The following is a 24,763-nucleotide window of genomic DNA, read 5'->3' on the forward strand; positions in this document are numbered from 1 at the left end:
GGTTACACGCTCCTTACTTTGTCATAAATTGTCACGGGCACATATGCCTTTACAAGAATCCCTTCCTCCAGATATTCTTCTTCAATCAGCTCCCCGTATTTCCGGATTAGCTGAATCTTCCCCGCTTCTCTGTAGGAATACATCTGTTCTATGGCAACCTTCTGCTGCCGCAGCACATTTTCCAGCTTTTCCTGCAAAACATAAAGCCCTTCCCCCGTCCTTGCAGAAATCTTTACTGTGTCATCGGCCTTGAAATCCCTTACCGTAAATGTCTCTTCCAGCCTATCCTGCTTATTAAATGCAGTAATAATCGGCTTTTCCTGCACCCCCAATTGATAAAGGGTTTCATATACCGTGTACATCTGCCGTTCCATCTGTGGGTTCGATGCATCTACTACATGTAAAATCATATCCGCATATTTTGCTTCTTCCAGGGTACTCCGGAACGCCTCTATTAAATGATGGGGAAGCTTTCTTATGAATCCTACCGTATCCGTCAGAAGAATTTCCTGTCCGCTGGGAAGCTTTAAACCTCTGGTCGTAGGATCCAGCGTAGCAAAAAGCTTATCCTCCGCCAGAATACCGGCTCCCGTCAGCTTGTTTAAAAGGGTGGATTTCCCCGCATTGGTATATCCCACCACCGCCACTACCGGAACGTGATTTCTGCTCCTCTGCTCCCTGGTTACTTCTCGGTGGCGCTTCACATCCTTCAGCTCCCGATTAAGCTGGGCAATCCGGCTCTTAATCAGCCGCCGGTCCATCTCCAGCTTCTTCTCACCGGGTCCCCGGGTACCGATTCCGCCTCCCAGTCTGGACAGAGAGGTTCCATATCCTGTTAATCTGGACTGACGGTACTTTAACTGAGCAAGCTCTACCTGAATCTTTCCTTCTCTGGTAGAAGCCCTGGACGCAAAAATATCCAATATCACCAGCGTCCGATCCATCACCTTCGTGTTCAGCTCATCTCTGAGATTCCCAAGCTGCGCCGGGGTAAGCTCATCATCACAAATAATTCCATCCGCTTCCGTCTCCCACAAAAGGTCTTTAATCTCTTCTAATTTCCCTTTCCCCACGTAGGTTCCCGGGTGAATCTGCTCCCGATTCTGAATCACTCTTCCCACTGTCTCTGCTCCCGCAGTCAGCGCAAGCTCCGCCAGCTCGTCCAGCGATTCCTCCGTATCATCTCCATCGTCCACACTAACACCCACCAGAAGAACCCGTTCCTTTTCCTGTTCTAACTCAAACATCCTGCTCCTCTTTCACTTCATTCAAATTTAGGTTATCTTGTTTCAAGAAACTCTGCTTCCTTCGCCGCTTTCTCGTCATCCGGGTATTTTTCTGTGTACGCTTCCAATTTCACCTTGGCACTTTCATAATCTCCCAGCTTCTCATAAGCCGCAATCTCGTTAAACAGCATCTCCTGCATCATATCATCGCTGCAATCCTCCGACGCAATCCCCTTTTCATAATATTGAATCGCTTCTTCCCAGTTGCCTAATTCGGATTCACAATTCCCCAGGAAATTATAAATGGTTCCTGTAGGCTCTGCATCATTCTCAAGAGCATTAAAAAAAGCATCCTTTGCCCCTTCGTAATCCTGCTGTTCCCATAGAGCCATTCCAAGCCCCCGGTAAGCTTCATCCGGGCTCTTATCCTTTTCAATTGCCTCCAGAAATTTCGCTTCTGCCTGCTCATAATTTCCCTGAGACAAAAACTCCACACCTTCTTCCACCTGCCGGGAGCTGTTCATCCACAGAACAACAGCAATTACGACAGCCAGTAAAAAAATGACCGCCACAACCAGTCTTCGGATTATCTTCTTACGTCTTTTCTTTCGTCTTCTGCGGTTTGCCCTGCTTCTATTCTCTTCCATAATCTCTGATTTATAACCTCCATCTTATTTTTACTCTGCAATATGCTCCATGCCCTGACTGATAATTGTCTGAATATGTCCGTCTGCCAGAGAATAGTATACCGTCTTTCCTTCCCTTCTGTTCTTCACCAGCTTCATCTGTTTTAATACACGCAATTGATGAGAAATAGCGGACTGCGTCATATCCAGAAGCTCCGCCAGATCGCAGACACACACTTCCGCCTCCAAAAGCACGCACAATATCCGTATCCGGGTAGCATCTCCGAACACCTTATAGAACTCCGCCAGCTCTTTTAACGTATCCTCTGCAGGCATATTTTCCTTTACCTTCTGTATCGTACACTCATGTGTCATCACCGTATCGCAGCATTCTACTTCTAATTTTTCCATATTATCGCCCTTTCATATGAGTACATGCTCATGGGTTCATTATGCCAAATGCGCCTTTGCATTTCAACCATTTCCCAAAAAAAGTGCGCCTGCGGGGCGCACTTTTTTACATATCCGCAATCTGTTATTCTATTTTTGTATACAGAATCCGTATGGAATTCAGTACACAGAGCATGGCAACTCCTGTATCTGCGAAAACCGCCATCCACATATTTGCAAATCCCAAAAATCCCAGGATCATAACCAGCGCCTTAATCACCAGCGCTCCCACTACATTCTGCATCGCAATCCGCCCCGTCACTCTTGCAATCCGGACAGACTGCGAAATTGCGTTGACACTGGAAGTCATATAAACCACATCCGCTGCTTCAATCGCCGCGTCTGCACCGCTTCCCATGGCTGCTCCCACATCTGCTCCTGCCAGCACAGGAGCGTCATTAATCCCATCTCCTACAAACAGAACTGCCCCGTGAGTCCTTCGGATCTTCTGCAATTCCTCCAATTTATCCTGCGGAAGCAATTCCGCATGTACTTCATCAATTCCCACTTCAGCCGCCACTGCCTCAGCGCTTTCCTTTGCATCGCCGGTCAGCATGGCAGTTACCAGATTCTGTCCTTTCATCGTCTTAATAGAAGAAGCTGCATCATTTTTTATCGTATCTGAAATAATCAGACAGCCAATAAGCTTTCCATTCCACGCAACAAGCACTTCCGTTCCATATTTCTGATTGTGATAATCATAAGTTTCTACCTTATATGCTTCCATCAAACTCCTGTTTCCGCACAAGACTTCTCCCTCCGGCACCTTTGCCCGGATTCCTTTTCCTGAAATCTCCGTAACTTCCTCCGGTCTCACAAGAGACAGCTCTCTCTCCTTCGCGGCACGGACAATACTGCTGCCAATCGGATGCGTCGAATTCATCTCGCACTCAGCCGCCAGCAAAAGAATTTTGTCCATAGAAGTATTTCCAAATGGAATCACGCTCTGTACCTTAAATTCACCTTTCGTAATGGTTCCCGTCTTATCCATCACAACTGCCCGGACATTTTTCAAAGCTTCAATGGAAACGCCGCCTTTGAATAAAATACCTTTCTTAGAACCCGCCCCGATTCCTGAAAAGAATGCAAGCGGGACACTAAGTACTAACGCACATGGACAACTGATAACCAAAAACGTAATCGCCGTGTATATCCATTGTTTCCAGTCTCCGGTTACCAAAGACGGAATAATAGCCGTTGCAACAGCGGCAAACACTACGACCGGCGTGTAGACTGCCGCAAATCTGGTAATAAAACGATCCATCTTCGGCTTGCTTGCCGCAGCATTTTCCACCGAATTCAAAATCCTTGTTACCATCGATTCAGAAAGCGGCTTTTCTACCTGCATTTTTAAAAGTCCTTGCTCATTCACACAGCCGGAAATCAGTTCGGAACCTGCCTTTACAGACACAGGCACAGGTTCGCCCGTCACAGGTGATGTGTCCACCCTGCTTTCTCCTTCCAGCACTCTTCCATCCAGCGGAATCCTATCCCCCGGACGAACCAGCACAACATCGCCCGTCTTTATCTCTTCTGCCGGAACTACTTTCACATCATCCCCCACAACAAGATTCACAACCTCCGGGCGCATATCCACCGCATCCATAATCTGGGAGCGGCTTCTTGCTACTGCTACATCTTCGAAAAATTCTCCGACACGGTAAAACAGCATAACGCCTACTGCTTCAGCAAAATCTCCGATTGCAAATGCCGCCAGCGTCGCCACGCTCATCAAAAAATTCTCATCAAAAACTCTTCCTTTTACCAGATTCTTCGCCGCCGTCCACAGAATTTCTCTTCCAAGGAGAATGTAGGCAATCAAAAAAATCACTGCCGGAACAGCCGGATGTACCGCCAGATGTTCCAGAACCACTCCCGTAAGAAACAGAACAGCTCCTTCACCAATCTGCAGCGCTTCCTTTTTATTTTCTCCAAAAAATCCTGTCTTCGTCTTATCAGACTTCTTCACACTGTCTTCTCTTGGAATCACCCGCACTTCACTCTCAATCGAACTGCAGATTTCCTGAAACTTGGGAAGCAGCTCTTCCTGATGATTCGCCGCCACCCTGAGCTGCTTCGTGGCATACGTGATTGTCGCCATCTCTACTCCCGGAAGCTCCTGAATCTTCTTCTCCATCTTCGCCGCACAATTGGCACACCCCAGATTCTCCAAAATGTAAATCTTCTGCTGTGTCCCCCGGCTCACGCCATCAAATTCCCTTCCGGTATGCACCACTTCCTCATGGTGATGTCCGTGCTCATGCCCGCAGCAACAATCATGGTCGTGATGATGTTCGTGTTCATGGTGATGCTCATGTTCATGATGGTGCTCGTGTTCATGATGGTGCTCGTGTTCATGGTGATGCTCATGTTCATGGTGATGCTCATGTTCATGGTCGTGCCCACACTCACAGGTTGTTGTTCTCTCTTTCTCAGCCATATCTATCCTCCTCATAAACTATGTAATTATTTACCTATCATATGAACAATTGTTCATATGTTCATAATTCAATATAATCACAATCTATGGGAAATGTCAATACTTTTTGTGAATAAAGTGAACAAAAAAATAACAGTTCGGCCCGCGCCATTCGCAAAACGCATCTACGATTCTTCTCTGTTACTAAAAAAACTCCGGTTACAACCTTCCCCCATAAAGGCTGCAGCCGGAGTTTCTATTCCTTCTCTATCTCTTAATTTGCTTTGTTATTTGCTCTTTTCTTCTTAGCCAAGCATTCCATCAGTTCATTTTCACCCTCAAAAATACGGGAAATGCGAAATTTCTTCTGAATGGTATACACATTCTCTTCACTGAATACCTTTTCAAACATTTCCTTCGGATTCTGTACATGTTTCATGCCTTCGCGTTCTACCCCGTCAGATTTTACCGCTACCGTCCCGTCAAATACAATGGAACTTCCCTTAACAGTAGAATAAGTTACATCCAGGACTTTATAAAAAATAAATTCATTACCGGCTCTGCTGCTGTAAGTCGGATAATAAATGTAAACATCATCCCCTACAAGAAATACACGATATGTAGAATTAATAAAAATATCATAAAAAACAGACAGCATCATGATAAATATTGCAAATACACATACCGTAAAAATCGGAATACTGTGAACAAAATAATTGGAAACGATTCCTGCAAGCAGTATTCCCGCCACGCTCACACCCAAAACCGTCATCAAAAAACCTCTGCGTACATCCATAATTGTCCTTGTTTGTTTTAATTCCATAAGCTTTCCCTCCTCCTTTTAGATACGTTCATTATACGCCTGCATTTTCTCAAAAACAACAAAAAATTAATCAATCTGCCAATCTATAGGTTCCAACCCATTGGCTTTTAAAAATTCATTTGTCTGACTAAAGGGTTTGCTCCCGAAAAATCCCCGGTATGCTGATAGGGGACTTGGGTGCGGCGCCTCCAGAATTAAATGCTTCGGATTATGAAGCATCGCTTTTTTCCGCTGTGCAGGCGCTCCCCAAAGAATGAATACAATCGGTCTGTCCTGGCTGTTCAATGCCATAATCGCTGCATCCGTAAATTCCTCCCATCCGATTCCTCTGTGAGAATTTGCCTGATGCGCCCGCACCGTAAGAACAGTGTTCAGCATAAGAACTCCCTGCTCAGCCCATTTCGTAAGACACCCATGATTCGGGATCGTACATCCCAGGTCATCCTGCAGTTCTTTATAGATATTGACAAGCGAAGGCGGAATCTCTACCCCCTTTTTCACCGAAAAGCAAAGACCGTGCGCCTGCCCCACGTTATGATATGGATCCTGCCCCAGAATCACCACCTTTACATCCTTTAACGGCGTCAGATGAAAAGCATTGAAAATATCTTCTGCCGGTGGAAAAACCAGATGGGTACGGTATTCCTCATTCACTGTTTCAAATAATTTTCTATAATAAGGCTTCTTAAACTCGCCTTTCAGTGCATCCAGCCAGTCATTATGAATTGCCGCCATGCCTTCTCTCTCCTTCCTCATATTTATCCGTTTTAAAGACGTACAGAGACGCCTTCTTTTCGCAGATACTCTTTCACTTCCTTTATCTCCAATTCCTTATAATGGAATAAAGACGCTGCAAGGGCTGCATCTGCCTTTCCGTCCGTCAGGGCCTCTTTAAAATGCTCCAGCGTTCCCGCCCCTCCCGAGGCAATGACCGGAATCGAAACATTCTCTGCAATGGCACGCGTAAGCTCCAGATCATATCCCGCTTTCGTTCCGTCACAATCCATGCTGGTGAGAAGGATTTCTCCCGCTCCCAGCTTTTCTACCTTCCTCGCCCACTCTATGGCATCAATCCCCACATCAATCCGCCCGCCGTTCTTATAAATATTCCAGCCGCTTCCATCTTCCCTGCGCTTGGCATCTATCGCCACAACCACGCACTGGCTTCCGAACTTCTCCGCCGCCTCTGCAATCAGCTCCGGCGTATTAATTGCAGAAGAATTAATGGAAATCTTGTCCGCCCCTTCTCTGAGAAGGGCTCTGAAATCATCTACCGTACGTATTCCTCCTCCTACTGTAAATGGAATAAAAACTGTCTCTGCAACCTTGCGCACCATATCCACCACAGTCTGCCTGGCATCAGACGATGCGGTAATATCCAAAAATACCAGCTCATCCGCTCCGGCTTTATCATAAGCCTTCCCAATCTCCACCGGATCCCCCGCATCTTTTAAATCTACAAAATTAACTCCCTTCACAACTCTGCCATTATGTACATCCAGACATGGAATAATTCTCTTCGTATGCATAATTTACCTCCTCCGGCTAAATTTCTACAAAATTCTTCAGTATCTGAATTCCTGTATCGCTGCTCTTTTCCGGGTGGAACTGGCAGGCAAAGACATTATCCTTTTCTACCGAAGCATGAATCAGAGTACTGTACTGCGTCACCGCCGTCACAATTTCTTCCTCTGCCGCTTTCAGATAATAAGAGTGCACAAAATAAACATAAGGATTCTCCGGCAATCCCTGAAATAATCTGCCTTTCCTTGGGAACTCCAGGGAATTCCAACCCATATGCGGGATTTTAAGCCCTTCTTTATCCGGAATCCGAAGAATCTCTCCTTTAAGGATTCCTAGTCCCTCCACTCCCGGCGTCTCATCGCTGCGCTCGAACAACAGTTGAAGTCCAAGGCAGATTCCAAGAAAGGGCGTTTTCTTTTCTACCACCTCATGAATTACGTCGTAAAGCCCATACTGACGAATCTTATCCATCGCATCGCCAAAGGCTCCGACTCCCGGAAGGATTACCTTATCCGCGCACAAAATCCGTTCCCTGTCTCTGGTGATTTCCACCTGCTGTCCCAAAAGAAGCATCGCTTTCTCCACACTCTTAATATTTCCCGCATCATAATCAATAATCGCTATCATAATGTCTCCTTACCTCACATCCAGTTCAAACCAGAATTCTACTCCATTATCGTAATTTTTCACTCCATACTCCTGATGGAATGATTCCATAATCGCCTTCACAATTGACAGGCCGATTCCATTTCCTCCATACTCCCGGGTATGCGCCTTGTCCACTTTATAAAACTTCTCCCAGATATGGGAAACGTCTTCCTCCGGTATGGGGGTTCCTGTATTAAAAACAGTGACTTTTGCCTTTTCTTCACCTGTCCGGATCTTTATTTCTATCACCCTATCTCCGGACACGTGGTTAAATGCATTACTCACATAATTTCTCACCACCTGCTCTACCTTCAGCTCATCTGCCCAAACAAAAACAGGTTCCTTCTGGCGAAAAATAACACGCGCTTCCTTCTGCTGTGCCAGAATCTCCATGCTCGCAATAACTCCCTTAATCAGCTCTGTCAGATTAAATCTTGTAAACTGTACGTCCTCATCCCCGAATTCCAGTTGATTTAAAGTCAGTAGATTCTGAACCATCCGGTTCATCTTTGCCGCCTCATCCATAATAACATCACAGTAGAACTCCCGGCTCTCAGCATCATCATTTATTCCTTCTTTCAGACCTTCCGCATACCCCTGAATCAGGGCAATGGGAGTCTTCAGCTCATGAGATACATTTCCCAGGAATTCGCTGCGCATCTTCTCTGCCTTTTCCTTCTTCTCAATATCTTTCTGAAGATGATAATTCGCATTTTTCAAGTCAGAAATAGCCTTCTCAAGTTTTTCAGACATAGAATTGAAATTCTCTCCCAGAATTCCAATTTCATTTTCTCCGCCGCTCTTATACTTCGCATCAAAATCCAAATCTGCCATCTTCACAGACAGAGCCGCCAGCTCCAGAATCGGATCCGTAAGCCATTTAGAAAAAAACCATACTAAAATACTTCCTACCAGAATGACCGTAATGCCCACATACATCAAAAACTGATTGGAAACCGATACGCTCTCCTGAATACTTGCCAGAGGGCTTCGTATTACAAAATAATATCCATCATCCAAATCTCCCCTCATTCTAAGATCATCCGTCTGCCCTCCACGCCGGTTCGTCTGGCTGATTTCATAATCATCTGTGGATTGCAATATCTTATCATTTTCAGAGGATTGATTCAACAAAAATTCATCAAGCTGCTGCCTTAATTCCATGGTATCCGGGGCATTAGAATATCCCTTCTTCTCAATGGGATTCACAATCAGAAAAAACATATTACTTTTTTCCGCCTGCTGATACAATTCATCAAATGTATCCTCGTCCTGCAGTTTTCCCTCCTGCATAGCTTCTTTTATCGCAGTATACATGGCAACAAATTGCTCTTCTTTATTCTTAATATAATATGGCTCCAAAAACCAGATATTTACCGCAAGAAGTCCAACCAGCATACAGATTAAAAGACCAATAAACAGACACAGCATCTGACGTCTTATTGAATGTCTCATTCTGTCACCTCGAATTTATATCCCATACCCCATACAGTCTTGATATAGTCACCTTTGTCCCCCATTTTATTCCTTAACTTCTTCACATGGGTATCAATCGTTCTCGCATCTCCAAAATAATCATAATTCCATACATTATTTAAAATCTTTTCTCTGGACAGGGCAATCCCCTGATTCTCTACGAAATAGGCAAGAAGCTCAAATTCCTTATAGCTTAACTCCACTGTCTGCCCATCAATCTTTACAATATGTGCCGCTTTATTTATCTCAATTCCGCCGGCGCTCATAGATTCTTCTGTACCAGTTCCATGAACCCTCCGCAAAATCGCCGACACCCTTGCCACCAGAATCTTCGGACTGAAGGGCTTGGAAATATACTCATCAACCCCAAGCTCAAATCCCTGCAATTCGTCCCTCTCTTCTGACCGGGCCGTCAGCATAATAATCGGAACCTTAGATGACTGACGGATCTCTCTGCACACCATCCATCCATCCATCTTCGGCATCATAACATCCAGGATAACAAGTGCAATATCTTTATTTTCATAAAACTTATCCATCGCATCCAGCCCATCCTCTGCCTCCAGAACCATAAACCCTTCCCGCTCCAGGAAATCCCGAACCAGCTTGCGCATCCTGCTCTCATCATCAACAACCAGTATCTGCAATTTATCCATATCATCACCTCGCGTATATCATAACACAAAATTTTGTAACTTTTGTGAAAATCTATAAATATTTATACATTATCGTGCGAAGCACGCCCATGCGGAGCATCTGAATCACGGTATGCCCGAATGGGTATACATTATCGTGCGAAGCACGCCCATGCGGAGCATCTGAATTACGGTATGCCCGGATGGGTATACATTATCGTGCGAAGCACGCCCATGCGGAGCATCTGAATCACGGTATGCCCGGATGGGTATACATTATCGTGCGAAGCACGCCCATGCGGAGCATCTGAATTACGGTATGCCCGGATGGGTATACATTATCGTGCGAAGCACGCCCATGCGGAGCATCTGAATCACGGTATGCCCGGATGGGTGTACATTATCGTGCGAAGCACGCCCATGCGGAGCATCTGAATTACGGTATGCCCGGATGGGTGTACATTCTGCTTAAAATGTGGTAAACTGTACAAGAAGTCAATGAGCCGTGCAAATCACAAAAAGCAGCACGGAATACTATTTTTGAGGTGACAATATGAAATGTCCATTATGTGATAATCCATTAAGAATCAGCAAGAAAGATTCCCGGTACGGGCTATGCGACAACTGCCGTGTCAAATTCCGGCTGCCCAGAACCATCGTGAATCCTCACGATGAAGAAGAGCACTATCCCAAATACGCGAATATCCCTCCAAGGGAAGTACGGGAAAAGAGAGAACGAGAGATGCGCCAGGCATATGATGAACTGCTTGCCATCGGCAAAGAACAGCGGGAGCATGAGAAAAAAAATAACTTTTTCAGACGTTCCAAATAACCACTTCCATTTTCTCTTCTATTGTGCTACAATAGTGGTATGGGGTATTAGCGCAGTTGGGAGCGCGCAACATTCGCATTGTTGAGGCCAGGGGTTCGAATCCCCTATACTCCATCTGACAGACAATCCGAACACATTGCTGTGTTCGGATTGTTTTTGTTATATGATATAGGAAGTTCGAGACGGACTTGTCCCCTTTGTTCTATGGCTCCTACCCCTTGAACTCCTCCTGCCCCTCCTGCAATTCTTCCAGATATTCTCTTCTCCATTCTTCCTGCTTATCCATCATCCGGCACACGTAGCTCCACCGCTCTTTCTTGTATGGAAATGCCAGGAAAAAATCTTTCTTTTTCTGATTCCTTTTCTCACGAACAACATTCGGATACCACACTCGTCGCTCATTGTTGTCCATCATTACAAATGCTTTCTTTTTCGGCATTTTTTTCCCCGAGATATAAATAAATTTAAAGCTTCTCTTTACAACGCCATAACCCCATACCTCTTCCCAACACAATGATTCCTCATAGAAAAAAGCCTTATTGGTAACACCTGTCTCATCCAAAGTTATTGTACTGCTCTCCATACATATATTACAAACAGCCCTACATACTATCCACAGACTTACGATTATCATAATAAAACATGAGGGAATTCCCATATAAACTTCTCCCCTCTCATAAAGTTCTATATTCTGAATGGCATAATACATAAGATATACTCCATATATGACTCCTACACTGTAAATAGACAAATTCAAAAACCATACTAACAAAGTCCCTTTTCTCGCTCCTATTTTCATTTTCACACAATACTCCCTCCGTAAGCAGATTTCCTATTCCCGGAACTCCTCCTGCCCCTCCTGCAGTTCTTCCAGATATTTCCTTCTCCATTCTTCCTGCTTATCCATCATCCGGCACACGTAACTCCACCGCTCCTTCTTGTATGGAAATGCCAGGAAAAAATCTTTCTTTTTCTGATTCCTCTTCTCACGGACAACATTCGGATACCACACTCGTCGTTCATGACGCTCCATCATAATCCAGGCTTTATCCTTCGATATTCTTTTCCCTGAAATATAAATAAACTTAAAAGACTTCTTTATAACACCATGCTCTCTGACATCTTCCCACCGCAGCGATTCCTCATAGAAACGAGTCTTATTGGTAACACCCGTCTCATCCAAAGTTATTGTACTACTCTCCTCCCATATCGTACAAAAAGCCGTACCTACTCCCTTCAGTCCCAATATTATCATTAAAAAATGCGAGGGAATCACCAGACAAGCCATCCCTACACCATACAATGTTGCATTCTGAAAGAGACGGGGAAGCAAATACATCAAAAATATTGTCCCTCCAACACAAAAAAACAAACCATAAAAATCTAATAATAAAAGCCCTTTTCTCGCTCCTATTTTCATTCTCACACAATACTCCTTCCGTAAGCAGATTCCCTATTCCCCAAACTCCCCCTGCCCCTCCTGCAGTTCTTCCAGATATTCCCTTCTCCATTCTTCCTGCTTATCCACCATCCGGCACACGTAGCTCCACCGCTCCTTCTTGTATGGAAATGCCAGGAAAAAATCTTTCTTTTTCTGATTCCTCTTCTCACGGATAACATTCGGATACCACACTCGTCGCTCATTGTTGTCCATCATTACAAATGCTTTCTTTTTCGGCATTCTTTTCCCTGAGATATAAATAAATTTAAAACTTCTCTTTACAACGCCATAACCCCATACGTCTTCCCAGCGCAACGATTCCTCATAGAAACGAGTTTTATTAGTAACACCTGTCTCATCTAGTGTTATTGTACTGCTCTCCATACATATCATACAAAAGAGCCTACATCCTCCCCATAAACATCCTATTATCAAAATAAAGCATGAAGGAATTCCCATATAAACTTCTCCCCTCTCATAGAGTTCTATATTCCGAATGGCATAACAAATAAGATATGTGCCATATATGGCTCCTCCACCAGTAATAGCTAAAGCAATAAAAGACCTTTTCTCGCTCCTATTTTCATTCTCACACCATACTCCTTCCATAATCAGATTTCCTATTCCCTGAACTCTCCCTGCCCCTCCTGCAGTTCTTCCAGATATTCTCTTCTCCATTCTTCCTGCTTATCCATCATCCGGCACACGTAGCTCCACCGCTCCTTCTTGTATGGAAATGCCAGGAAAAAATCTTTCTTTTTCTGATTCCTCTTCTCACGGACAACATTCGGATACCACACTCGTCGCTCATTGTTGTCCATCATTACAAATGCTTTCTTTTTCGACATTCTTTTCCCTGAGATATAAATAAATTTAAAACTTCTCTTTACAACACCATAACCCCATACCTCTTCCCAGCGCAACGATTCCTCATAGAAACGAGTCTTATTGGTAACACCTGTCTCATCCAAAGTTATTGTACTGCTCTCCCTACATATTGTACAAAAGGTCATACATACTCCCCACAGACATCCTATTATCATAATAAAACATGAAGGGAGTCCCATATAAACTTCTCCCTTCTCATAGAGTTCTATATTCCGAATGGCATAACAAATAAGATCTATACAATTTATCACCACCGCACTACCAATAACGAAACCACTAAAAGCCAGCAGTAAAAGACCCTTTCTCGCTCCTATTTTCATTCTCACACCATACTCCTTCCGTAATCAGATTCCTTCTTTCAATAGCTGTGTTCACAACACAGGCTCAGTTATAAAAACATTCTTAAGCCGTGTCGTGAACACTCTTCTCTCTTTTTATTTAATAATATCTAGGGTCATGGCTTTTTACCGACCATGAAACTTCAGGATAATACCGCGGATCCTTCGACTGTGAAGACCAGGAAGTTTGGACAGAATAATATCTTCGATCCCTTGACTGCGTCGACCAGGACGTCGTTTTTTCCTCAGGCGCCGTCACAAGCATTTTCGTTCCCATGGATACTGTGCCCGTACCGAGGGTCACGATATTATCAAAAGTCAGTGTTTTCAGTAGCTTCTCTCCCTCTGAAAAAACTTCCATATATTTATCCGGAATCGCACATACAGAGCCCAGGAATCCAAAACCAGCGCCAATCAATATTTTCCTTATATTGATGTCCTTTTGGCTTACAGCCTCTGTAACTCCTCCTACCACTGCACTTCCCACTAGGCGTATCATCTTATACTTAGATAATCCCAGTATTCCAGAAGCGGCGCCGGAGATGCCCCCTATAACAAAGGCTTTCCCCACATTTTCTCCATTCGAATACGCTTCTAATGCACTAAGTCCTGCATTAATCACGGCACTGCAGATGATACCGGCTGCCATTACTGCAAACATTCCCTGGGAATCTTCATAGTTCACCGGATTATTCAGGCAATATGCATACAAATTATACTGATTTAGATTGCCCTGCCCTGCTTTCAGCACATCTACATCATCCGGGCTGACGAACCTTCCGATCACCGGATCATAGAATCTGCTGTCTAGGTGATACAGCCCTGTCTCTTCATCATAGAGATATTCTCTATAACGGAACGGATTCTTGGTACCGATATCTGTGCCGGATGTATCCGTCATGGAAATTGGATTTCCCCACGTATCATACCGATAGCTTACCACCTGGGTTCCATTGCTGTCAATGAGACCGATAATATCATTCTGAAGATTGTGGATATAATAGTAAGTCGTTCCATTCAGCTCTATGGAAAAGAGATGTCCGTCCTGATCATAGACAAAATGCATCAAATCGTTTTCATCCTGAATCGCAAGAATGTCTTCCCCATTCCAATAATACTTAATAATATTTTCCGCATTATGTCCATTTACAATATGCTTTTCAATACGTTTTCCTTCGGAATCATAAGCAAAGTAATAGGTCTTATCTTTCGTCAGATGCGTCAGATATTTCCTATCGTACCATAACATCTTCATTCCATCTCTATAGGTCAGAGGATTTCCCATTGCATCATAAGTAATTGTCTGCCCATTATAGCTGGTAATCTGATCCTTCCACCCGGTATTTCCATAACCATAGGAAATTGTCTTTTGCACTGTCCCCAGGGTTCCGGTTGTATAAGCATACTCCTTCTTTGCAAGGATATTTCCACCCGCATCATAGCTATAGCAGATGGACTTATTCAGCCATTGATTATTTTCCCGGGCTAATCTGTTCAGTCCGTCATAGGTATAAGATACTTTTAAAATATTATTCTCATAAATCTTCGCAATGTTACCCAACGCATCGTATGTATACTTTAACTTATTGCTTCCGTTAGTAATTCCCTCCGGCAGGATTGTAGTCTGCCAATTCTCCTTTCCCTGTACATAAGTATAGGTACTTCTGTAATACTTGCCCGTACCGACAGAGATTGCTTTTTCTTTCAATCTGGCCATCTGGTCGTAAGACAGGACGCACTTTCTAAAACCGTCCACGCGTATCCCGTACACCAGTCCCGGCAGCTCTCCTCCGGAAGCATTTCCGTACATATAACCGGTCTTTTTCGTAATTCCGCCAACCTTGCTGACTACCGATTCTACCCGGTTTTTGTCATCATAGCTGACCTGTAGTTTCTGCAGAACCTCATTATTTGTACTCTTTCTCTTCTCCATTGCCGTCATCCGCCCAATCAGGTCGTAATCATACTGGCAGGTATTCTCACGGCATAAATCTTTGTGAATTACCAGATTATCATATCCGTCATAAGCATTTTCATATACTGTTCTCTCATCCCCATCTGACTCTTTATGTTTTTGGGCAATCAGGCGGAAGTCCTTATCGTATTCATTTGTAATAACTTTACCATTTGCATAGGTCAGCGTTTTCCGAGGACCGTTATAAGGCAGATAGGTATAGCTTTCCAGCGCCGTATTTCCTACCTTCACCTTCGTCGGATTGCCAAAGACATCATATTCAAAATTATAGGAAAATCCATTATGGCCAATACTGCTTAAACGATCCCCTTTATCATACGTATACGTATTGCTGGTCGTTTTTCCATCTACGGCGGCGCTTGCCTGCCTCAACTGGTCTGTATCGGAATCATAAGCATAATTCGTTACATTCCCCTTTGCATCCGTTGTTTTCGTCAACAAGCGCTGACTGGAATCATAGGTATTCGTAGTAGTATATCCTCTGTTATCTGTTACAGAAGCCACCTGCTTTCCGTTGCTTGTATGTGCCATGGAAGCTCTGATCTGCTTTCCACGGTTTTCCAGCACAAATCTCTTGTTTGGCGAATAATTGGAAATCGCCTGGCTTCCGTCAGTCACAATCCTTGCTCCGCTTCCCCAGGAATTTCCCATAATTCCCAGTCCTTCATTGGAAGCTTCATTCCAGATGGCATAATCTGTCCCCACCTTTTTAAACTGGAATTTCTGAGCTGTATTCCCACTTGAGAAGGGCCGCAGGATGATTGCCGCGCGGTTAATCTGCGCGTCGTTTGCAATTCTTGTAAGAGCCATGGCCGGGGCGCATATTGGTCTGAGATAATAATTACCATTGCTATCTGCTTTCTGCAGCCGGAAGCTCTGTCCATCCGTACCGTTATAATAATACTGCTGGAGTACCGTTCCTGAAGTGGAATATCCTCCCGGCACGTCCAGATACTGTCCACTGTGCCTTGCACGGATTGCAAAGATGCTTCCATCCTCCGGTTCGTCTGAAACCGTCGCCAGATCTGCCGGTTCCAAACACCATTTCTGGCGGTCATAACTGTCATTCGCTCCCCAGATTGTAACAAGCGCGCCATCTGCGGTACTGTTCGCCGCATTCGTCAGAACTCTTTTATCCTTACTGCATTTCGCCGCAATCTGATAATCTCCCTTCCACTGAGAAATCAATTTGAATTTCTGCGCATCTTTTTCGCTATCATAAACTGCAATATCTACCTTTGTATTATCACTATTGCTGCCATTTTGCACATTCAGCGCTTTCGTCGGATCATGCAGCGGAAGAAACCGCAAATACCCGGCGCCTGCATCTTCTGCTTTCCACTTCTGGTTTGTACTTCCCTGGAAAGCATTTAATTGTACCGCAGTTCCCGCTGATGTGCTGCTTCCCGGCACCTCCAGATATTTTCCCGACACTTTTTCCCGAATATAATAACACCTGCCCACAACCAAAGCTCGCCTGCGTCTCTCTCCATAAGCGGTAGTCTGAACCGGATTACCATAAGTGTCATATTGGAACTGATATATCACCTGCTCGGAGCTTGCCGCCCGCTTCAGGTTCTGTTTCTCATCATATCCGTACTCAAAAGCGGTTCCTGTAATGTCTGACATTCTGGTAAGATTTTTGTTTTTATCGTAGGAGAAGCTGGCATTTGCTGCCGCTGTCCTTGCAGAAATCAAATTGCCCTCTTCATCGTATACATAGCTCTTTCCATCATCCCGGATAATCTGAATCCCATCAAAATAAGCGTCATTTGCCTGATTTCCATAGAAGATATGGAACAAGATGGCACGATATTTCCTGGATGTATTTCCATCCCCGGCATCTGCACTGATGGTCTGGTTCACAAACTGCCAGTCTTCTACATGAGGATTGAACGGAATGCTCTCATACTTCGTTTTATACTGCCCATTCGCATCTTTGTCTTCATACTCAATCCCTATCACCATGCCAAATTCTTTGCCCGGAATTCCTTTTCCTTTTGCCCATCCGCTAATGGAAAATACATCCTTTGCCGAGCCTTCTATCGGAATTCGTTTCCAGAAACCTTTCCGTTTCCCCGGTTCGCCATAAATACGCAGGGCGCTGCTTCCATATTTTCGCTCCGAGCTGTTCACACCGTCTGCATACAATGCAGAATTGGTAAGAATACCTGTGAAACTGGCAGGTATGGTGGCAGACCCACTTTCCAGCCGCTCAAAGCTTCCATTTTCCATGAGATTGAACTTATTCGCTATTTCTCCTTCTTCCAGTTGGAAACAGGTCATATAACAGGTTCCTGTTCCATGAGACAAAATACTGCGGATACGGATTCTCTTACATTCAGAAGGCACCGTAAAGCTCACACTTCTTCTCTGCCATCCATCATCAATGCTGCTGTCCGTAGGTTCTTTTATGACTGCCGAGACTCCCAGAAATGTTTCCGCTCCACTGTCTTTGAGTCCATTAACCGTAATATATACTTCACCCTGAGAAATGGACGTTACTTTATAATAAGCAGAGACCGTATACTTACCGGGACTTACCTCCACAATCTGCTGTACACCTGTTTCATCATAAGCAACGCTGTTTCTTATCACTCTTGCCGATTTCTTTCCAATATAGCCCGTTCCTAAAACAATCTGAACCCGGCTGCTGTTTGCCGGATATTTTTCCCAATGATTCCAGCCATCTTCGAAACGAGTATTCAGCAGATGGTTCTGAATGGTTCTCGCCGTGGATCCCGCTCTGCTTAATCGGTTATTTTTCTTTCCTTCAGTATAATAACCATAACTTGTTCCTTTTCCATCCTGGTCATAGACACACACCGGACGTCCGCTGGTATCAAACTGATAGGTATAGTACCGGTTATCTTCTTTCTTATTAATATTTCCATCCAGTCCCGGCTCTTCAAAGATAGTCACATTGCCGTCACAATAGGTAACATTCACTTCTTTCCCCATCTGGCTCCCCACATGTTCGGTCATTTGCTTTACACGCTTTGTACCTCCATCATCCACATAACCATAATACATCTCATAAAGTTCCGGTGCCTTTACATACATGAGAAGATGTGTATAATCACTCACTCCATATCCATAGCGGCTTTCCTTTCCATCCGGATAAGTAATGGACTTTAAATCATCTCCTTCATAAAAAAAGTTTGTTATCCGGTTAATTTCATCTTTGAGCATATAGAGCTTTCCGTCTGTATTATAAAAAAGCTTCAGATATGCCCCGGACGGATCCTTAATTCTGGACAGATAACTGCCATACTTATCGCTTTCATAGAGATATTCAATTGTATTACCATTTGGGTCAATTTCTTTGCTGAGGTAACCGTCTTTTCGGAATATCATCTGTACCTTTCCTTTTGTCTCCACTTTCCTGTAAGCAGTCTCATCCGAAGAAGATTCCTGTGTAATGATAAGGCCCAATCCGTCTTCATCTTTTAACCTGCTGCTATCTTCCCTGTCTCTGTAGAAATAATGGTTTGTTCCATCTTCATCCGTATATACGTAAGGATAATCTGCAATCCCGGACGCACGTAATTCTTTCTGGGCACTCAGTCTCCAACCGCATCCATATCGGCTATATCTGCCATTCGCTTCCTTTTTCTCTCTGTCCGCTGCATTATACACATGGGACAGACTGACCGGGAACCGATTCCCGCTTGTGACTGTATCCGGATGTACCACTACCAGATTTCCATTAAAATCATTGACATAACAGGTTCCGGCTCTTCCTACCCTCTGCTCATGATAGCTATAATAATCCTCCAGCCCTTTTGCATCACGGTAATAAAACATACAGAATGGATACATGTCTGTTGTAATACCGCCGCTTACCGGATGGTCGCTCGCAACAAATCCTGCAGCTGCACTAACACTCTCATCATGCATTTTAAGACAGATTCCTAAATTATTTCCCTTATACCACTTGCGTACCTGCTTTGTGATATTAAAGGTTTTCGGCGCAGCATAGGTCACGCCCCCACTTACCACGCTTTTCACCTCTGCCCTATCCAGCACTCTGCTGTCATAAGACGGCTGATTATTCCACGTAGCAGAATTATCACTCCAGCTGCCGGTTACTTCATGCGCATTTACATAAAAACTATTTACTGTTCCCGGGAAAAACTGATACTGGTACATACACAGTTTTGCATCGTAAATAATCGCTCCTGCCGGAATCTGCGGAAGTGTATTTAGCACAATAAAGGAACGGCATCTGCCATACTCAGCGTTATTCCCCACTACAAAGGAACCATAGCCGCCGGTAACACTGCTGTTGGGATACTTTTCTCTTACAAAAGTGTCCCTGATATTTGCCGTCTGCCGTATTGTCTCCACATTCGGATCAATCACAACCGGATATTGGCGCTCCTTTGCCTTCAGCCATTCCTGATCTACCCGGATAGTAAGGATGGTTTCTCCTTCCTTCACCGTTTCCATCTCATAAGATACGGCTGCGCTGTAACTTCCCGCCGCATCATACATACACGGTGCCTTCAGACGGAAGATTTCCTCATCTTCACCCTTTTTTGCAGCACGGAAGATTAATTCTCCGTTTTCCTCTTTGGATAGCGTAAGTCCTTTATGGTTTAAGCAGAACCGTAACGGTTCTTCTGCCGCCGACGCCTCTTTCAGGATTACATTTTCTTTCACCGTCTCTCCCTGAATCAGGTATTCCAGATCCACACCTTCACGGATATTTTCATAGATACCACCGCTTACCGTCCCTGCCAGATGCATCTGCTTCCGGTTCCATGCAGAAGCATTAATCCTTTCTTCTGCTTCCGGTATCTCTCCGGCGATGTCTGCGGATTCATTCTGTCTTTCATAAATGCGGAAGACTGTTTTCTTTTTCTTTTCTTTTTCATCTGCCTGCACATTCTCCAATCCCCAGGAAAGCTTATGGCTTCCTTTCTTCAAAGTAACCATTTTAGGGGAATCCCCATGCTTTGCAAACTTTACTTTCACACAAGCCGCTTTATTTTCATAACCTTCTTCTCCCGTATTTTCTTCCCTGAGCGAGTTATCTATCTCTTTCCACTCTCCATTTTCCTCATAGTGAACCGGGTACGGATAGACTGCGGCAATTCCACCATGATTTTCTGTCAGGAAATATTTCGTATTCCTGTCTCTTTTCTCTTTCTGTTCCGCAAGAATCTTTGATTCTGCTGCTTTCTTTATTTCATTCATTATCTTATTCATCCTTTCTTTTTTAATTGGGGACGTAGTAAAGTGTAAAAGTACTACGTCCCTCGTTAATATTTTCACAATTCTTCCGGAAGTTTTTGTTGTGGAATTACGTAGATATTACAGTTTTGTTATCCTCACGGCCGTTGAAGACAAAGCCACACTTGACAACCCTTCCATAGCATGTTATCGTATGCACAGAACAAATGTTTCTTTACTGTTTTCCGCAACTCTTAACTATACACTACACGGAAATTCGTATATTGTCAAGCTTTAATTTGCGAATTTCCGTATTTTTTTATTTTCCTTTTTTAGTTGACAAATTCCACCATTTGATATATTGTATATTTAGTTGAACAAGTCCACTAAAATAGAAAAGGAGAAAATTGGATTATGAGCCATATGGAAAGTGTAGAAAAAGTAAGAGCTTTTAACCGGTTTTATATGCCTTCCATGAATTTGCTTGGAAATCATTACCTTGGTTCAGAGTATTCCATAACAGAAGCACGTGTTTTCTTTGAAATATATGAAAACGAGGGCTGTAATGCAGCCCACATTGCTCAGATTATGAATATTGATAAAAGTTATTTAAGCCGTATTATCAAAGCCCATGAAAAAAAGGGGTACATTCTCCGGAAACCTTCCGGTACGGACGGACGCTCCTATTCGCTGTATTTAACAGAAGCCGGGAAGAAAAGAGCTGAAGACTTTATAAACACATCTAACAGAGATATAGAGACTATCCTTCAGAATCTGTCTGACGAGGATGAACAATGCTTAATCAATGCAATCGATACAATTATAAATTTACTGAGCAAAAAGAAAGGCAGGGATTGATAAGAATGAAAATCGTACCATATGATTCCAAATACAAAGAAGATTTTATCGAAATGAACAAAGCATGGATTGAGGATATGTTTGCTCTTGAAGACGAGGATTTACGGGAGATGGGAAACATAGAACCCTGTATTGAAAAAGGCGGTCAGATTTTCTTCGCATTAGATGACGCCGGACAGGCAATGGCATGCTGCATGATCGCGCCGCGGGAAGACGGCGACTGGGAGATTATGAAATTTGCAGCAAGAGGAATGTACACCGGAACGGGCGCCGGCAGCGCCTGCCTGAAAGCCTGCATTGATTACGCAAAAGAACTGGATTTAGAAAAAATTATCATTGTATCTAACAGAAGGTGTACACATGCCGTACACCTGTACCGCAAATTTGGATTCACCGAAATTCCCGTTGATAAAGAAAAATTTCCGTTTGAAAGAGCCGATATCGCATTTGAATTGTATCTAAACAAATAAAAAAGCACCGCAGCTGCGGCGCTTTTTTAAGTGGGACTATCGGAAATCAACTCGAAGAATTATAAGATAATCCTAGAAAAAGTCAAATACGCCCTGCCGACCCCTGTTATTGATAGTTCTGAGTCTGCAGATTTCGCTACTGCATATAATATCAAAACTGAGATAAAACAGCAACAAAAACATTTATCGGACGAAGAACTCGAACTAATAGCTCAGAAATATCTTGCCGGAGTATCCACATATGACCTAGCTCAGGAATTTGGGTGCCATAGATACACCATCAGCAACAATCTAAAAAGAATGGGAATTGATGTTTCTGGCCACGTCGAAGGGCGGAAGTATAAGACCGAAGAAGTCATCCGGCTATATACTGAAGAGCGGAAGTCCGTTAAGCAAATTGCTAAGATGTTCGGAGTATGCGATGGAACTATATATAAATGCTTGAGGAGAAACAATATATCAACCAATCGGACGAGATGGGATTATGAGTAATACGATATCTTCGATGACAATATTCATCCCATTCTGAAGTATAGTCTATTTAAGATAGGGGGCTCGCCATAAAATAGCGAGTCCATATTGTTATTACTACTTCATTACCTTATTAAGTAATGCGTCATAGCTGTCTACGACATCGTAAACTACGTTTTCAGAGCTAATTGCCTTGAAATGCTCACGAGCGCAGTGAATCTTGGATTCTTCTACTAAACGGAGCTGCATCGAAGGCATTGAGTCCTTAGTTTCTGCTACGAAGTAGATATTCTCGCCCAAACCTCACGATGTGAACCTTGTGGGTCGCTATGGAAGTTCACCGGCAACTGCGCCCCTTGTGGATTTTCATCACAGATTGACGGCGTACCCGTCATACATAAAAATCCTCGTCACTGCTGCGGGCGTCGAGGATTTCTCTTGGAGAGGTTTCTTGCTTTTATTGCTATGTCAGCGGATCGGATTCGTGGATGATTACATCAGAAAAAAGAACAATGCGGACATATTTTTATTTTTTTCAAAAAACTACCTGATTGTGTGTGGCGCTTTCCTTTTGAGAGTGTTACTATGAAGTAGCTTTAATAGGCTTTTATCTTATATGTGCGAAAAGGAGGAATTTTTAATGAAACTAAAAAAATGGGGAGCACTCTTACTTGCATTATGCATGATATTCACGATGCTCCCAACAGTAGCCCTAGCGGCATCAGGGCCAGATGCGGAAAAGGAGGTTATCGAGAACGATTTAATCGTTCAGCTCCCTTCGCTTGATAAACTGGTCGATACTCCGGCTTATGATTGGTTGGCTGTTAAGGCGGAACCAACGTGGGACGACGGTACTATTCTTGATGTTGTCAAAGTCACTCAGGAATTTTACGACAGTACAGGCGAAAAAATGGCGGATACGGATACGTTCCAGAATAATAGTCGATACACGATGAAAATGACGTTCCAATCTTTTGCTTCTTATTCTGGGGACTATTATTATGTACTGTCCGGAACAAACAACGTTTATGTAACCGTAAATGGCCAACGCGATTCTATGGATGTTACGGTAGGCGAGGACGCGAATGGCAATCCGGTAATCACTGCCACTTATAATTTCTCAATTGGTACGCCTCAGGAAGTGGAGCCTGCGAAGATTGAATTAGACACCGTTTACAACATATCCGATCAGGCCGGACAATATTTATATTATCTGTATCAGCCGCCAAAAGACCAGACAGGCAATTACATTGGATACAGACTTTGGGTAGAGAATGCCTCCGGACAAGTTAAAGGCTCAATTCTCGGAAACCATCCTACCTACTATACAACAGACAGCGATCCCATTTCGTTTTATGTACAGCCAGCCTCAGACAATGCTCGTTTTGAACTTGTGAAAATAAAGCGCATAAAAAACATGGAGCTTTTGTCGGTTCCTGACAGCGTCATCAAAGATATACAGGAAAACGGATCTGCCGCAACTTTAAAGGGATTAGAATTCAAAGTCACATATACAGAAGGTGGCACACAAACTTATTTATATGACGGGGAAGGAATTAAATGGACACCGGACGGACGTTCATATTCATGTTTTTATGATGAAGAAACAAATGAAATAGAGATTTACTCATTTGATGATGTCGATTCCTTGTATACTGAAAGCTTTAAAGTATCTGAACAAGCAGAGAACAAAGTCAACATTACCGAAGGTCTCAGCGAAGTGACCGGTGATCTGAGCAATACGGAATACGATACCGTTGAAAAGATCGAAAGCAAGCTGACGGAAACCATCCTTTCCAACGAAGGGTATTCGGCGGATAATACCGTACTGTACGATATTGAGTTTGTAACCAGTGAGGATGGCGGTGAAACCTGGATTCCGGTCACTGCCGAGAACTTCCCGGCAGAAGGCATTGAGGTAACACTTCCTTATCCGGAGGGAACCAATGGCACGGAATATGATTTTACCGTTGTCCATATGTTTGATGAAGATGTGAACGGACACAAGGCCGGCGAAGTGGAGACCCCTGAAGTAACAGAGAGCGCGAACGGCATCTCCTTCCGCCTGACAGGCACCTCTCCTGTTATGCTCGGGTACAAGCCTCATACACATTCTTATGGCGGATGGACAGACTGCAAGGATGGCAGCAATCACCAGCGTACCTGCTCCTGCGGACATGTCCAGAAAGAAGCTCACGTTTGGGATGAAGGAAAAGTCACAAAGGAAGCCGCCAAAGATGCGGAAGGTATCAAAACGTATACCTGTAAGACCTGTGGCGCGACAAGAACGGAAAGCATCCCTAAATTGACTTCCGGCACAACGCCATCTACGCCTGGCGATTCTGCAAATCCGAACACGGATACAACATCACCAAAGACCGGAGATTCAGCGAACATTGCTTTGTGGATAATCGTTATGCTCGTATCTGCGGCTGGATTAAGCTGTACTTATTTTGTAAGACGAAAAAACAAAATCTAATCATTA

General features: G+C 43.8%; 21 protein-coding genes and 1 tRNA gene. 6 read left to right on the forward strand and 16 right to left on the reverse strand.

Features of this window, described 5'->3' with window-relative positions:
• Positions 1 to 2 precede the first annotated feature (2 nt).
• The 10 genes from hflX to OCV99_RS12670 all read right to left on the reverse strand — a co-directional run bounded on the left by hflX (position 3) and on the right by OCV99_RS12670 (position 9,848).
• Positions 3 to 1,247, reverse strand: a complete 1,245-nt coding sequence (hflX, locus tag OCV99_RS12625) for a GTPase HflX (protein WP_158371027.1) — start codon at positions 1,245 to 1,247, stop codon at positions 3 to 5.
• Positions 1,248 to 1,279: 32 nt separating this feature from the next.
• Positions 1,280 to 1,873: a tetratricopeptide repeat protein gene (locus tag OCV99_RS12630; RefSeq protein ID WP_158371093.1), complete on the reverse strand. Its 594-nt coding sequence runs from the start codon at positions 1,871 to 1,873 to the stop codon at positions 1,280 to 1,282.
• A 30-nt stretch (positions 1,874 to 1,903) separates the two neighbouring features.
• Complete coding sequence (locus OCV99_RS12635) at positions 1,904 to 2,263, reverse strand: ArsR/SmtB family transcription factor (protein ID WP_158371028.1); 360 nt, start codon at positions 2,261 to 2,263, stop codon at positions 1,904 to 1,906.
• 124 nt (positions 2,264 to 2,387) lie between these two features.
• Positions 2,388 to 4,742 (reverse strand): heavy metal translocating P-type ATPase, encoded by a 2,355-nt coding sequence (locus OCV99_RS12640; RefSeq protein WP_262575594.1) that lies wholly within the window; start codon positions 4,740 to 4,742, stop codon positions 2,388 to 2,390.
• A 253-nt stretch (positions 4,743 to 4,995) separates the two neighbouring features.
• Positions 4,996 to 5,544, reverse strand: a complete 549-nt coding sequence (locus tag OCV99_RS12645; protein ID WP_158371032.1) for a hypothetical protein — start codon at positions 5,542 to 5,544, stop codon at positions 4,996 to 4,998.
• A gap of 66 nt (positions 5,545 to 5,610) precedes the next feature.
• Positions 5,611 to 6,279, reverse strand: coding sequence for a uracil-DNA glycosylase (locus OCV99_RS12650; protein WP_158371095.1), 669 nt, complete (start codon positions 6,277 to 6,279; stop codon positions 5,611 to 5,613).
• Positions 6,280 to 6,311: 32 nt separating this feature from the next.
• Positions 6,312 to 7,073: an imidazole glycerol phosphate synthase subunit HisF gene (gene hisF / locus OCV99_RS12655; protein ID WP_158371033.1), complete on the reverse strand. Its 762-nt coding sequence runs from the start codon at positions 7,071 to 7,073 to the stop codon at positions 6,312 to 6,314.
• Between the two features lie 16 nt (positions 7,074 to 7,089).
• Positions 7,090 to 7,695, reverse strand: coding sequence for an imidazole glycerol phosphate synthase subunit HisH (gene hisH, locus OCV99_RS12660; RefSeq protein ID WP_158371035.1), 606 nt, complete (start codon positions 7,693 to 7,695; stop codon positions 7,090 to 7,092).
• 9 nt (positions 7,696 to 7,704) lie between these two features.
• The gene (locus OCV99_RS12665; RefSeq protein ID WP_158371036.1) at positions 7,705 to 9,171 is read right to left on the reverse strand and encodes a sensor histidine kinase; all 1,467 of its coding nucleotides are present in this window, start codon (positions 9,169 to 9,171) and stop codon (positions 7,705 to 7,707) included.
• On the reverse strand, positions 9,168 to 9,848 hold the full coding sequence (locus OCV99_RS12670; RefSeq protein WP_158371038.1) for a response regulator transcription factor: 681 nt from the start codon (positions 9,846 to 9,848) through the stop codon (positions 9,168 to 9,170). The genes OCV99_RS12665 and OCV99_RS12670 overlap by 4 nt, the downstream gene beginning before the upstream one ends.
• 532 nt (positions 9,849 to 10,380) lie before the next feature.
• On the opposite strand from OCV99_RS12670, the gene OCV99_RS12675 reads away from it, so the two are divergent.
• Entirely contained in the window at positions 10,381 to 10,659 is a 279-nt protein-coding gene (locus OCV99_RS12675; RefSeq protein ID WP_158371040.1) for a hypothetical protein, read from the forward strand.
• A gap of 41 nt (positions 10,660 to 10,700) precedes the next feature.
• Positions 10,701 to 10,773: transfer RNA gene (locus OCV99_RS12680), tRNA-Ala, on the forward strand.
• Positions 10,774 to 10,870: 97 nt separating this feature from the next.
• On the opposite strand, the gene OCV99_RS12685 is transcribed toward OCV99_RS12680, so the two are convergent.
• The 5 genes from OCV99_RS12685 to OCV99_RS12705 all read right to left on the reverse strand — a co-directional run bounded on the left by OCV99_RS12685 (position 10,871) and on the right by OCV99_RS12705 (position 20,503).
• Positions 10,871 to 11,464, reverse strand: a complete 594-nt coding sequence (locus tag OCV99_RS12685; protein WP_158371041.1) for a hypothetical protein — start codon at positions 11,462 to 11,464, stop codon at positions 10,871 to 10,873.
• Between the two features lie 27 nt (positions 11,465 to 11,491).
• A complete protein-coding gene (locus OCV99_RS12690) occupies positions 11,492 to 12,085 on the reverse strand; it encodes a hypothetical protein (protein ID WP_262575599.1) in 594 nt (197 codons plus the stop codon).
• A 27-nt stretch (positions 12,086 to 12,112) separates the two neighbouring features.
• On the reverse strand, positions 12,113 to 12,493 hold the full coding sequence (locus OCV99_RS12695; RefSeq protein ID WP_262575601.1) for a hypothetical protein: 381 nt from the start codon (positions 12,491 to 12,493) through the stop codon (positions 12,113 to 12,115).
• Positions 12,494 to 12,720: 227 nt separating this feature from the next.
• Positions 12,721 to 13,314 carry a hypothetical protein gene (locus OCV99_RS12700; protein ID WP_262575603.1) on the reverse strand — a complete coding sequence of 198 codons (594 nt, stop codon included), beginning with the start codon at positions 13,312 to 13,314 and terminating at the stop codon, positions 12,721 to 12,723.
• Positions 13,315 to 13,426: 112 nt separating this feature from the next.
• Complete coding sequence (locus OCV99_RS12705) at positions 13,427 to 20,503, reverse strand: RICIN domain-containing protein (RefSeq protein WP_262575605.1); 7,077 nt, start codon at positions 20,501 to 20,503, stop codon at positions 13,427 to 13,429.
• A gap of 390 nt (positions 20,504 to 20,893) precedes the next feature.
• Between OCV99_RS12705 and OCV99_RS12710 the strand changes: the two genes are divergently transcribed.
• The 3 genes from OCV99_RS12710 to OCV99_RS12720 are packed head-to-tail and all read left to right on the forward strand — an operon-like array spanning position 20,894 to position 22,299.
• A complete protein-coding gene (locus OCV99_RS12710) occupies positions 20,894 to 21,337 on the forward strand; it encodes a MarR family winged helix-turn-helix transcriptional regulator (RefSeq protein ID WP_158371051.1) in 444 nt (147 codons plus the stop codon).
• Positions 21,338 to 21,342: 5 nt separating this feature from the next.
• On the forward strand, positions 21,343 to 21,807 hold the full coding sequence (locus tag OCV99_RS12715; RefSeq protein ID WP_158371053.1) for a GNAT family N-acetyltransferase: 465 nt from the start codon (positions 21,343 to 21,345) through the stop codon (positions 21,805 to 21,807).
• A 30-nt stretch (positions 21,808 to 21,837) separates the two neighbouring features.
• Entirely contained in the window at positions 21,838 to 22,299 is a 462-nt protein-coding gene (locus OCV99_RS12720) for a helix-turn-helix domain-containing protein (protein ID WP_158371054.1), read from the forward strand.
• Between the two features lie 96 nt (positions 22,300 to 22,395).
• Here OCV99_RS12720 and OCV99_RS18260 read toward each other — a convergent pair whose 3' ends face one another.
• The gene (locus OCV99_RS18260; protein WP_158371056.1) at positions 22,396 to 22,578 is read right to left on the reverse strand and encodes a restriction endonuclease; all 183 of its coding nucleotides are present in this window, start codon (positions 22,576 to 22,578) and stop codon (positions 22,396 to 22,398) included.
• Between the two features lie 340 nt (positions 22,579 to 22,918).
• Here OCV99_RS18260 and OCV99_RS12730 point away from each other — a divergent pair, with 340 nt between their 5' ends.
• Positions 22,919 to 24,757, forward strand: coding sequence for an LPXTG cell wall anchor domain-containing protein (locus OCV99_RS12730; RefSeq protein ID WP_262575609.1), 1,839 nt, complete (start codon positions 22,919 to 22,921; stop codon positions 24,755 to 24,757).
• Positions 24,758 to 24,763 lie beyond the last annotated feature (6 nt).

The sequence above is a fragment of the Dorea acetigenes genome (genome assembly GCF_025567385.1).
GTDB classification, from domain to species: domain Bacteria; phylum Bacillota; class Clostridia; order Lachnospirales; family Lachnospiraceae; genus Claveliimonas; species Claveliimonas acetigenes.

Coding starts and splice junctions, on each gene's coding strand:
- hflX (WP_158371027.1), bottom strand. CDS start 1,247: ATGTTTGAGTTAGAACAGGAAAAGGAACGGGTTCTTCTGGTGGGTGTT.
- OCV99_RS12630 (WP_158371093.1), bottom strand. CDS start 1,873: ATGGAAGAGAATAGAAGCAGGGCAAACCGCAGAAGACGAAAGAAAAGA.
- OCV99_RS12635 (WP_158371028.1), bottom strand. CDS start 2,263: ATGGAAAAATTAGAAGTAGAATGCTGCGATACGGTGATGACACATGAG.
- OCV99_RS12640 (WP_262575594.1), bottom strand. CDS start 4,742: ATGGCTGAGAAAGAGAGAACAACAACCTGTGAGTGTGGGCACGACCAT.
- OCV99_RS12645 (WP_158371032.1), bottom strand. CDS start 5,544: ATGGAATTAAAACAAACAAGGACAATTATGGATGTACGCAGAGGTTTT.
- OCV99_RS12650 (WP_158371095.1), bottom strand. CDS start 6,279: ATGGCGGCAATTCATAATGACTGGCTGGATGCACTGAAAGGCGAGTTT.
- hisF (WP_158371033.1), bottom strand. CDS start 7,073: ATGCATACGAAGAGAATTATTCCATGTCTGGATGTACATAATGGCAGA.
- hisH (WP_158371035.1), bottom strand. CDS start 7,695: ATGATAGCGATTATTGATTATGATGCGGGAAATATTAAGAGTGTGGAG.
- OCV99_RS12665 (WP_158371036.1), bottom strand. CDS start 9,171: ATGAGACATTCAATAAGACGTCAGATGCTGTGTCTGTTTATTGGTCTT.
- OCV99_RS12670 (WP_158371038.1), bottom strand. CDS start 9,848: ATGGATAAATTGCAGATACTGGTTGTTGATGATGAGAGCAGGATGCGC.
- OCV99_RS12675 (WP_158371040.1), top strand. CDS start 10,381: ATGAAATGTCCATTATGTGATAATCCATTAAGAATCAGCAAGAAAGAT.
- OCV99_RS12695 (WP_262575601.1), bottom strand. CDS start 12,493: ATGATATGTATGGAGAGCAGTACAATAACACTAGATGAGACAGGTGTT.
- OCV99_RS12705 (WP_262575605.1), bottom strand. CDS start 20,503: ATGAATGAAATAAAGAAAGCAGCAGAATCAAAGATTCTTGCGGAACAG.
- OCV99_RS12710 (WP_158371051.1), top strand. CDS start 20,894: ATGAGCCATATGGAAAGTGTAGAAAAAGTAAGAGCTTTTAACCGGTTT.
- OCV99_RS12715 (WP_158371053.1), top strand. CDS start 21,343: ATGAAAATCGTACCATATGATTCCAAATACAAAGAAGATTTTATCGAA.
- OCV99_RS12730 (WP_262575609.1), top strand. CDS start 22,919: ATGAAACTAAAAAAATGGGGAGCACTCTTACTTGCATTATGCATGATA.